Origin of the sequence: Corallococcus llansteffanensis (assembly GCF_003612055.1) — a bacterium.
Lineage (GTDB): Bacteria > Myxococcota > Myxococcia > Myxococcales > Myxococcaceae > Corallococcus > Corallococcus llansteffanensis.
Genome location: NZ_RAWB01000360.1, coordinates 1 through 10,335 on the forward strand (window position 1 = coordinate 1; position 10,335 = coordinate 10,335).

8 protein-coding genes and 1 pseudogene are annotated in these 10,335 nt (G+C 67.3%); 6 read left to right on the top strand and 3 right to left on the bottom strand.

The genetic code is table 11. The features are described 5' to 3' along the window. Positions 1–1,661, bottom strand: a 1,661-nt coding sequence (locus D7V93_RS28110) for a non-ribosomal peptide synthetase (RefSeq protein WP_147451378.1), incomplete at its 3' end; no start/stop codon positions are given. A gap of 441 nt (positions 1,662–2,102) precedes the next feature. Between D7V93_RS28110 and D7V93_RS28115 the strand changes: the two genes are divergently transcribed. Then, positions 2,103–3,914, top strand: coding sequence for a LamG-like jellyroll fold domain-containing protein (locus tag D7V93_RS28115; protein ID WP_120646320.1), 1,812 nt, complete (start codon positions 2,103–2,105; stop codon positions 3,912–3,914). A gap of 63 nt (positions 3,915–3,977) precedes the next feature. On the opposite strand, the gene D7V93_RS28120 is transcribed toward D7V93_RS28115, so the two are convergent. Together D7V93_RS28120 and D7V93_RS28125 are read right to left on the bottom strand one after the other, a co-directional pair. Further along, positions 3,978–4,376 carry a GFA family protein gene (locus tag D7V93_RS28120; RefSeq protein WP_120646321.1) on the bottom strand — a complete coding sequence of 133 codons (399 nt, stop codon included), beginning with the start codon at positions 4,374–4,376 and terminating at the stop codon, positions 3,978–3,980. Positions 4,377–4,531: 155 nt separating this feature from the next. Beyond that, positions 4,532–5,416 carry an SDR family oxidoreductase gene (locus tag D7V93_RS28125; protein WP_120646322.1) on the bottom strand — a complete coding sequence of 295 codons (885 nt, stop codon included), beginning with the start codon at positions 5,414–5,416 and terminating at the stop codon, positions 4,532–4,534. Positions 5,417–5,632: 216 nt separating this feature from the next. Here D7V93_RS28125 and D7V93_RS28130 point away from each other — a divergent pair, with 216 nt between their 5' ends. The 5 genes and pseudogenes from D7V93_RS28130 to D7V93_RS28155 all read left to right on the top strand — a co-directional run bounded on the left by D7V93_RS28130 (position 5,633) and on the right by D7V93_RS28155 (position 9,971). Next, positions 5,633–6,538: a LysR family transcriptional regulator gene (locus tag D7V93_RS28130; RefSeq protein WP_120646323.1), complete on the top strand. Its 906-nt coding sequence runs from the start codon at positions 5,633–5,635 to the stop codon at positions 6,536–6,538. A 325-nt stretch (positions 6,539–6,863) separates the two neighbouring features. Continuing rightward, a pseudogene (locus tag D7V93_RS47740) lies at positions 6,864–6,974 on the top strand (tetratricopeptide repeat protein); the annotation flags it as partial. A 245-nt stretch (positions 6,975–7,219) separates the two neighbouring features. Further along, positions 7,220–8,209, top strand: a complete 990-nt coding sequence (locus D7V93_RS28140) for an ADYC domain-containing protein (protein WP_244237554.1) — start codon at positions 7,220–7,222, stop codon at positions 8,207–8,209. Positions 8,210–8,341: 132 nt separating this feature from the next. Further along, positions 8,342–8,716, top strand: coding sequence for a hypothetical protein (locus D7V93_RS28145; RefSeq protein WP_120646325.1), 375 nt, complete (start codon positions 8,342–8,344; stop codon positions 8,714–8,716). A gap of 286 nt (positions 8,717–9,002) precedes the next feature. After that, positions 9,003–9,971: a pyridoxal-phosphate dependent enzyme gene (locus D7V93_RS28155; protein ID WP_120646326.1), complete on the top strand. Its 969-nt coding sequence runs from the start codon at positions 9,003–9,005 to the stop codon at positions 9,969–9,971. Positions 9,972–10,335: the final 364 nt, after the last annotated feature.

Below are 10,335 nucleotides of genomic sequence, written 5' to 3' on the forward strand. Positions count from 1 at the left end.
AGGTGGAAGGAGGAGAAGACGGTGCACTCGGTGGGGCCGTAGCCGTTGACGAGGCGCTGGGGCGGGCCGTGCTGGAGGACTTCGCGCAGAGCAAGCGGGTCCGCGGCCTCCCCGCCAAGGACGAGCATCTTCAGTCCCTTGAAGGCAGCGGGCACCTGGCGTGCGAGCAGGTGAAGCACCGCCGTGGTGACGAACATCACGGAGACGCGGCCGTCCTGGACCTGGGCCACGAACTCGTGGGGCGAGTGGGCAGGACTGGCGGTGATGCCGATGAGATGCGCGCCGTGGAGCAGGGCCCCCCAGATCTCGAAGGTGCTCGGGTCGAAGGAGACGTTGGAGGCCTGGGCGACGCGGTCGGAAGCGGAGAAGGCGTGCAGCAGCGGGTCGAACGCGAGCGCGAGGACCCCCCGGTGGAGGATGGCGCTGCCCTTGGGCCTGCCCGTCGAGCCCGAGGTGAAGATGACGTAGGCCAGATTCTCCGGCCCAGCGGTCCGCGGCAGCCCGTCGGTGGGCTGTTGCCTCAACAGCTCGGCGGCAGCGTCCGAATCGAGGCAGAGGGTGGTGCCGCCGAAGGGAGGCAGACGCTCCAGCTTGCTCTGGTGGGCGAGCAGGACGTTGACGCGCGCATCCTGGAGCATGAAGGCCAGGCGCTCCGAGGGATGGGAGGCGTCGAGGCACAGGTAGGCCCCGCCGGCCTTGAGGATGGCGAGCATGCCAACGACGAGGTCAATGGAGCGGTCGACGCAGAGTCCCACGAGGGCCTCGGGCCCCACGCCGAGTGAGCGCAGGTGCCAGGCGAGCTGGTTGGAGCGCTCATCGAGCTGACGGTACGAGAGGGTGCGGGAGCGATAGGTGACAGCAGGAGCGTCGGGCGTGCGGGCGGCCTGGAGGGCGAAGCGCTCGTGGATGCAGAGGTCACGGGGGAAGTCGACAGCGGCGTCATTCCATTCGCGCAGGACTCGGTGCAGCTCGGCCGCGGGAAGCAGGGGCAGGGAGGCGATGGAGCGTGACGGCTGCGCGACGGCGGCCTCCAGGAGCGTCTGGAAGTGGGAGGCCATGCGCTGGATGCGATCGGCGTCGAAGAGGTCGGCGTCGTACTCGAAGGTCGTGCGCCAGCCTTCCGGAGACCTCGACACGCTGAGGACCAGATCGCAGCGGGCGCGGACTGCCTCGGCGGGCCGTTCCTCCAGCGGTGCGAAGACGAACATCACCTGGAACACCGGCGCATGGCTGAAGCCCTGCGGCACCGCGAGCTTCTCGAACGAGGACATGCGGTGGGGGACCGCCATCTGATGGAGCGACTGGACACGCGCCATCACGTCCACGAACCGGGGGTTGTCGGAGAGGTCCTGGCGCAGCGCGAGGATCCCGCCTTCCGCCGAAGTGCCCACGACCAGGTCATCCTGCAGGGAGTACCGGTGGAGCAGTGCGCTGAAGCCCGCGAGCAGCGGCACGAAGAGCGGTACCGCTTCCCGCTGGGCCAGCGTCTCCAGGGCCGTCGAGAGCGGAGCGGAGAGCCCACCCTGGAAGGAGCCGCGCTGGAGTCGCTGCGCCGGAGGCCTGGGACGATCCGTCGGCAACTCCAGGAGCGCCGGAGCACCGCTGAGCTGCTTCTGCCAGAAAGAGGCGGAGGCGTCGGGAAGGAGGGACTCCGGCGTCATCTGGATTCCTTTCAACGGGGCACAATCGGGGCTGCAGGATACCCGAGGAACCGCGTCTGGCCGAAAGGAGTTGCGCCGTTGCCGCCGTGCAGATCAGACAGATACAGGTGCGAACAGGACACTACCCTGCGGCAGGCAGAATCCAGCCTCAACCACAGATGCGTTGCAGCGGTTTGAAAGCGCCAGTGATTGACACACCACTGCTGGCCAGTGGAACCGTGAAGCTGTCGCATCGTGAAATAACTGAATTACCTGTTAGATCATTTTTCCAGAATTTGATAAATCCCCGCCGAGTCATGGCGGACTGCCCGCCGTGACCTCCACCTCGAGAGGAGCGGGAACATCGTGCGTTCAGGATACTTGAAGGGTTTCTGGGGACCGGCGGCCTTGCTGGCTGTCGCAGGCAGCCTGGCGGGATGTGGTCCGGAAGGCTCATCCCCCGTGGACCTCCCCCCCGCGGAGCTCGGGACGGCTCAATCCAGCCTGTACGAGGGGCCCGACCCGCAGCTGGTGTTCCGCTACCGAGCTTCAGGCACGGGCGCGAGCGACGGTGTCATCACGGGCTCCGTGGGCGCCGCCGCGACCATTGCCCGGGGAGGCTCCGGCAACACCGAGTTCATGAACCTCACGTATCGCCCCTTCACCGCGGGCGCCTACAAGGCCACTGCCACGGCCCCCGTGCAGTCCGCCACCGGCTTCACCATCATTGCTCATTTCAAGCCGGACACGGCTTCGCTGACCGGCCGGCGGACGATCTACTCGGACCAGGGGGGCGGCGGAATCGCGCTCGACATCATGGATGGTCGCATGCAGGTGCAGTGGCATGACGGCACCGGGTATCAGTCCGTCACGGCCACGGGCTATCCCATCAACACCAACTGGCACTACGTCGTCGCTGCGGTCACCATCAACAGCGGCACGCCGTCCAGCAGCCATGCGCGCATCTACATTGATGGCCAGGAGCGCATCGACGTCTCCCCGATTCCGGGGGCCCAGACCGTAAAGAACAGCGGGCAACCCGGCTGTGTCGCGGCCGAATGTGATGGCACTGGCAGCACCCGGGGCCCGGTGGGGGAGTACTTCGTCGGCCGCATCGCGACGGCGGAGGTCCTCAACTATCCCCTGTGGTCGAGGAGCTACCTCTTCTCCCAGCTCAACGACGGAGGCTGGTACGCGGGGCTGCCCTCGTACTTCGACTACACGCCGTCGGTCACGGATACGCGCACCGGAACCTACCGCTCGAAGTACCGGAGGATGGCGGATGCCATCAACGAGCCGCAGGGAGGCAACAACTTCCCGCAGTTCGATGACATGCGGACCAAGGTCACCCGGCGCATCTCGCTTCCGTACCTGAACGACGGCTTCGTGTATCAAGGCGTGTCCATTGGCACGACCACCACCCCGAACGACACGATGTACATGGTGGGGCACTACGAGCCGGACCCGGACCTGACGGAGGGAATGGTCATCGTCCCCGAGGTCAACATCGCCGGCTGCGCCACCGGGATCTGTGCTCCCTCCATCCGGAGGACCTACCGCCTCGTGAGCGCAACCGGAGCGGAGCTGAGTGGCGTCCACCCGGGCAGTGTCGTCCGGGTGGGCAACATCCTGTATGTCAATTCACTCAGGAACGAAACCACGGGGATCGGAGGCCTGCTTCGCTTCGACCTCACGGCGCCTCGGACCACCTGGCACCCCGCCGACCCCGTGACGGGCCGTCCTGCCATCGAGGATCTCAAGCTCGTCAGCAGCAACACCAGCCTCTGCGGGGGTGCCAGCATCTCCTACGACTCGATCGCCAACCGGCTGTATTGCTTCACCAGCGGGGCCAGGGTCATCAATGGGTTCAACCTGAACGCCGATGGCTCGCTGCCGGACAGCACCCCGGAGGTGACCTGGGCGATCCCCGCAGCGCCGTACACCCAGGGCGGCTATGACTATCAATTGCAGGGAGGCGCGGTCTATCACCCAGGCAATACCGCGGGGAATCCGTGCTTCGTGCTCCACTTCTCCGGAGGAGAGAGCAACCCGTCCGCGCTGAACAACTTCTGCCCGTCCACCTCCACGACCGTCGCCCCGAGCCTCGCCAACGCGCTCGCCACGAATGGCGAGGGGGTCGCGGTCACGACGGACGGGATGGTCTGGGGCATTACCGAGGGAGCCTCCAAGAAGATGCAGACCGTGGGTTCCTCCTCGATTGTGCTGGCGCCCTGGGTCTGGGGCATCCCGCGCTCCACGATGGGCATCCAGTAGTCAGGCCTGATGAAGCGCCCCAGCCGTCCGCGGCAGTGACGGGCTGGGGCGTCAAATGCGTCCTCAGTGCGGCTTGGGCGGGATCGTGTCGAACTGCGGCACCCCGTCCGCGACGTCGTAATAATCGCCCTTGTCGGCCATGTAGACGTGGACCGCCACGCGGGTGTGGGTGGGGGTGTCGAAGGCGCCCATCGCGATTCCGATCCAATCGCGCTGGAGCGGATCCCAGAACAGCGACGAGCCGCAGACGGAGCAGAAGCCGCGACGCGCCTTCTCGGACGACTGGAACCAGCTGATCTTGTCTTTGCCCTCGATCGTGACTGCTGAGCGCGGCACGTCGGTCGAGACGAAGTAATGGCCCGAGTGCTTGCGACACTTGCCGCAGTGGCAGGCGTCAGGGCCGCGCAGCTCGCCTTCGACGGTGAAGCGAACTGCGCCGCACAAGCAGGAACCTCGATGCATGGATGACCTCGTCCGAACGATGGATTGGAAGACTGCTGCCCGGCCGGCGACGGCAACAGGGGGGAGATTCATCCCGTCCCAGTCACCAGGGGCATCATGAAAACAGCGGAGGCGGCGAATCACAACATGAGCCGTCCCTTGTCTGGTCAGAGGCGTCATCCTTCACGATCGAGGCCGTCGCGGGCTTCGGAGCGGCGAAGGTCAGCTGCGGCAACGTGGGCCAGGGAGCTCGACAGGGCGCGGTGGGCGTCGACCTGCCCCAGCAACTCCTTCGCCTTCCCCTCGACGGCGGCGACTGCATCGGCACCGGCCACCCAGCGCAGCGGCGGCTCGGGCTGCTCGATGACCGCGAGCAGCGCCTTCGCGAGTTTGGCCGGGTCACCCGCCTGCTTGCCGTTCATGCTCTTCCAGGCGGCAGTCGTCCGTGCCGTCCGCTCGGCGTAGTCGGGAAGTGACAGCTTGGGCCACATCGTCGAGGCCTCCTCCAACAGCTCGGTGCGGAAGAAGCCCGGCTCGACGAGCATGGTGCGGATGCCGTACGGCGCCACGTCGAAGCGCAGTGACTCCATCCAGCCCTCGAGGCCGAACTTCGAGGCGGCGTAGGCGGCGCAGAACTCCTGCCCCATCAGGCCGGCCACCGAGGAGATGGTGACGACGTGCCCTGCGCGCTGCCTGCGCATCACCGGGAGGACCGCGCGGGTGACGTTCAGCGGGCCGAACAGGTTCGTTTCCATCTGCGCACGGAACTGCTCCGGGCTGATCTCCTCGAAGTAGCCCGCCTGGAAGGTGGCGGCGTTGTTGATGAGGACGTCGATGCGGCCGAACCGCTCCACGGCGGCCGCGACGGCGGCCTCGGCGTCGGCGGGCCTGGTCACGTCCAGCCGGGTCGCCAGCAGATTCCTGTGAGCGCCGACTGCCTGCTCGACGACTTCGGGACGGCGGCCGGTGGCGACAACCTGGTGGCCGGCTGCGAGGGCGGCACGGGCGATGTCGACGCCCATGCCTCGGCTGGCGCCGGTGATGAAGAAAACCTTGCTCATGGGAACTCTCCGGCTCGTCCCATGCGGCGGCGAAATGCCGCGCGGGAGGGCGAGTGATTTGCTTCGACGAGAGAAGAGATACGCCCCGGGCACGCTCAGGACTAGACGACGGCCAGCGAATGGGCTGTTAAAGGGTCTTTATGAATGGGAGGCTGCCACTCGGAGCACGGCGTCCGGGCAGGTGGCCAACCGACAGGCTTTGCACGGGCTCTCGCCATGAAGACCGCTCTTCTTCCGCAACTCCAGGTGTTCCTCGTCGTGGCACGACTGCGCAGCTTCAGCGGTGCGGCACGTGAGCTGGGCGTCTCCGCGCCTGCGGTGAGCTACGCCATCCGCCAGCTCGAGGAGCAGTTGAGCGTCGTACTGCTCGCTCGCACGACGCGCAGCGTGGCGCTGACGGATGCGGGAAGGCGCCTCGTGGAGGAAGCCGGCCCGGGGTTCAGCCAGGTGCTCGCGGCCCTTGGGGGCGTGTCCGCGCAGCCGGGTGAGGCGGTGGGCCGGCTGCGGCTCTCGGCCCCAGCGATGGCGGTGCCCTTCGTCATCAACCCGGTACTGCCCACGTTCCGCGAGCGCTATCCCCGGGTAGAGGTGGAGGTCGTCGTCGAAGACCGCTTCGTGGACATCGTGGCGGAGGGCTACGACGCGGGCGTGCGCCTCAGCGAGGCCATCGAGCGCGACATGGTGCATGTCCGGCTCACCGGTGGCTTCCGCTTCGTGGTGGTCGGCGCTCCAGGCTACCTCGAGCGCCACGGCACGCCCCAGAAGCCCGAGGACCTGCTGCGCCACGAGTGCATCAGCTTCCGCTCACAGTCGACGGGGACGCTCTACGCGTGGGAGCTGGAGCGGGGCCGCAAGACGTGGCGGGTGCCGGTGCGCGGGGGCGCCGTCTCCAACGATGACCGGGTGATGCTATCCCTGGCCGAGTCAGGCGCCGGGCTCATGTACACCCTCGAGCCGGCGGTGCAGGAGCAACTGCGCACCGGGCGGCTGAAGGTGGTGCTCGAAGCCTACGCGCCCTCCGTTCCCGGCTTCTTCCTCTACTTCCCCAGCCGCGCGCAGCGCTCCGGGCCGCTGCGCCTCTTCGTCGAGGCGGCGAAGGAGCTGGCCGCGAAGTCGGTCTGACCTTGCTCCGCTGGGCTTTCCGGTCGCAAGCCTACCGTCCCGAAATCACGCTGGAGACCGTCGTTGCTGCTCGCCCTCTGCGTAGGAATCGCAGAGGGTTCTGCATGATTTTTCGGGTCCCCGGCTCCTGGTAGGGAGGAGGCCATATTCGTTGGCCACTCTTTGAAGCCCAGGGGGAGACGTGCCGCGGATTTTCGGGTGGATGATGGTGGTGATGGTCCTCGGCTGTGCCGCAGGGGGGCCGACCCGAGGGAATCACCTGGAGGCTCGGCTCCAGGAGGCGCAGAAGGCCTATGCCACGGCGCTCCTCCTCTCCGAGGAGCAGGAGCGGGGGCTGTATGGCCGCGCCGAGCCGCTCTATGTGCGCGCGCTCGCCATCCGGGAGGCGGCCTTCGGCAAGAACCATCCCGACGTCGCCGGCTCGCTCAACTCATTGCCATGGGCCAGGATGCGCCTCTGCGCTCGCTTGCCTCCTGACAGGCATCCCGCTGACTCCGTGCATGACTCTCCAGCTCACGGGCTCTCTCCAACAGTAGGCCCCTGCTGCGGTCTTTTTCGAACATCGGAGAGAATGTGATGAAGAAGTATTGGATTGCCTGCCTGCTCCTTCAATTGCCAGCGCTTGCGCAAGCCGGAGTTCCGGTCTCCCCGAAGCCCGGTGTCGTCATGCCCGCAGGCGGGGTGTCCGACGCTGAACGCTACGCGCGCCGGTGCCAATCCCAGTCCGCCCAGCGCATCGCCAGACCCCAGGGAACGATGCTGTGGGGCACCCGTCGTGACTGGAACACCGAGAAGGCCTACGGGGAGCACAGCAGCGTGCTCGTCTCGGCCGACCTCGCGCCCCTGCTGCGGGCGGAGAATGGGGTGAAGGCACTGCGAATCGAGGGCGGACACCTGGTGGCGTTTCCCTCCCCGCAGTCAGGAACCGCCATCAGCGGTGTCGTAGGCGCCGTGCTCCAGGGCAGCGCAAGCGACGGCAAGCCCGTGGAAGTGGCCATCTGCGGCGCCGAGCCCTCCGCCGAGGATCCTGGGATGGTCTTCTACCGCATCGAAGCGTGGAATGAGCTGGCCCAGGAATGGGAGAACCCCTGCGTCGCCGTGGACCGGGTGCCCGACCCCCGAGCCCTCGCGGTCAGCAGCGTCTGGGATGTCAGCGGTGCCCAGCAATCCGTCCCGGGCAAGTTCACCTTCGCCTGTCAGAACGGCGCCATCACCAAGTGCATCCTCTGGGGATACAAGCCCTGGGCCTCTCGCGACGGGCAATCGATGGCCGACCTGCATCAGGCCTGCACCCGCATGGCGCGCGCGGACTACTGTGGCAACGGCAGAAGCCACACGCACCAGGACACCACCATCGACATCTATGATCGTCTCGGCGTGCTGGAGCGGACGGTCACGGCCTCAAGGGAGTGGGATCCCGCGAAGGCCACCTTCGAGGCGGCCTGGGCACCGGACGGGGCCACCTGCATTGCTCGCACCCGCGACGGCCGTGCGCTGGAGACGATCCTCCAGGAGTGTCCCCAGCGGTTCCAGACTGGCGCGGTGGCCGACCTGGGCGAGGGGGAGCGCTGCACGGTACGGCGGGCGGACGTGAGCGCCGGGGCCGGGCTGCTGCGGAACCAGTCGTATGCAGCCCCGCAGAGCCCTGTCTCTCCAAGCAAGGGCCCGTAGGTCTTGTCTGGTCCGCGAGGCCTGTGACCATGCCTGCAGATTCTTTTGCATCCTTTCCGGCCGCGTCGGCTCAGTGGATTTGGCGGTACCGTTCACACGTGTCATGCACTTTTCCTCAGACGGAGCACATACATGCGCAAGCTGATGATGAAGTCCTTGCTGACTGTCTCGGCGGTCCTTTCCCTCGTGCCCGCGCCCGCGCTGGCCCTGTTTCCCGACTGTGACCAGACCTGTATTGTGCATGAAGGCGGCACGATTGCCCCGTGCTCTACTTATTGTACGAAGCCCTGGACCGCCCAGCGCACCACCTGCGGTGTGTGGGTGGCGTCCTACGGGTGGCAGTACCCGGACGCCATCTGCGCGCCCGGCTTGGCGTCCGAGGAGTCATCCGCACCCGAGGAGTCGTCCGTGCCCGAGGAGTCGTCCGCCGCCGTGACGCAGGACTCCGAGGAGGGCGCGGAGTGGGTCTGCCGCGAGCCCTCGCAGGCGGAGCACGCGGAGGGCTGACGTCTCATTGAGTTTTGTCCGAAGCGCGGGTCACCGTGGCTGAAGGCGTCGAGCTCGTGTTCCTGGCGGGCCTCGGCTGCTCCGGCCACGTGTTCGATGACCTGGCACCGGAGTTCACGGCGGATCGCCATGTCTATGCATTCACGCGCCGGGGGTTCGGAGCCTCAAGCTGGCCCGAGAAGGGCGACGACACCGCGACCCTCGGAGGACTCTCCCGTTATCAATCGGTCGCTACGCGGTGTCCCCTCTACCCGAGGTCGAGCCGGGCTAAGGTTCTTCCACCCTCATGCGCCCTCTGCACATCACCACACCCCTGCTCCCGCACGACGCGCTCTCGGCTGCGCTCGGCAAGGCCGTGCTCCTCAAGGTGGAGAGCCTGCAGCCCTCCGGCTCCTTCAAGCTTCGCGGCATCGGAAGGATGTGTCAGCGGGCGGTGGAGACCGGTGCGCGCCAGCTCATCTGTCCCTCCGGAGGCAATGCCGGCTTCGCCGCGGCGGTTGCCGGGCGTGCCCTGGGCGTACCCACCACCATCCTGGTCCCCCAGTCGACACCCGAGTCGGTGCGGCGGCAGATTGCCGCGCTCGGCGCGGTGGTGGTGGTGCACGGCACCGTCTGGGACGAGGCCAACGAGGAGGCCCTGCGCCGCTGCGGGGCTGGGGAAGCGGCGTACGTGCCGCCGTTCGACCACCCGGACATCTGGGACGGCAACGCCACACTCATCGACGAGGCGGTGGCCCAGGCCGAGAATGGTTTCGACGTGGTGGTCTGCGCGGTGGGAGGCGGCGGGCTCATGTGCGGGGTGCTGGAGGGGCTGCACCGCAACAAGCTGGCGCACGTGCCGGTCATCGCCGTGGAAACCGAGGGTGCCGCTTCACTGCATGCGGCGGTGAAGGCCGGCAAGCTCGTCACCCTGTCAGCCATTACCTCCATCGCCACCACGCTGGGGGCCAAGCGCGTGGCGCAGGCGGCCTTCGACTGGACGCGCCGCCACCCGGTCCACAGCGTGACGGTGAGCGATTCGCAGGCGCTCGATGCGTGCCTGCAGTTCGCTGATGACCTGCGCATCCTCGTCGAGCCGGCGTGCGGCGCCGCACTGGCGGTTGCGTACCAGGGGCTCGAAGTGCTGGCGCCCTACCGGCGGCCACTCCTCGTGGTGTGCGGCGGGATTGCCGTGGACATGGCGAAGCTCGTGGTGTGGCGCGAGGAGCAGGCTTCGCGCCGCGCACTTGCCAGGGACGTGCCCGCGGGCCCCTGAACTGCCTGACGGGTCGCTCGGCACAGGGCTGGGGGCGCACTCTCACGGGCGGATTATCCGGTTGGTTGACCGTCAACCGGCCAATCCGGACGGGGAGGTGGGGGCTCTCGCCCTGGAGGGCGATTGAGGTCAGTTTCGGGCGGCCCCGCAGTGACGTGCATCACCGCCTCATCATGCGTGGCCGTGGTTCGTTGAGCTGGCCTGGCGGCATGGTCGCCCCTGACTCCCAAGGGGGTTGGGTCGACTCAGAAGCGCAAGCACTCACACCTCAGGTAGAAGTTCCCCCTCTCCTTTCCCAGCACGCCTGTGCATCAGTGGGCTCGGCGCTGTCTCAGGGAAGGGGAATGCAGTCACGCACGAGGGG

Coding starts and splice junctions, on each gene's coding strand:
- D7V93_RS28120 (WP_120646321.1), bottom strand. CDS start 4,376: ATGCATCGAGGTTCCTGCTTGTGCGGCGCAGTTCGCTTCACCGTCGAA.
- D7V93_RS28125 (WP_120646322.1), bottom strand. CDS start 5,416: ATGAGCAAGGTTTTCTTCATCACCGGCGCCAGCCGAGGCATGGGCGTC.
- D7V93_RS28130 (WP_120646323.1), top strand. CDS start 5,633: ATGAAGACCGCTCTTCTTCCGCAACTCCAGGTGTTCCTCGTCGTGGCA.
- D7V93_RS28145 (WP_120646325.1), top strand. CDS start 8,342: ATGCGCAAGCTGATGATGAAGTCCTTGCTGACTGTCTCGGCGGTCCTT.
- D7V93_RS28155 (WP_120646326.1), top strand. CDS start 9,003: ATGCGCCCTCTGCACATCACCACACCCCTGCTCCCGCACGACGCGCTC.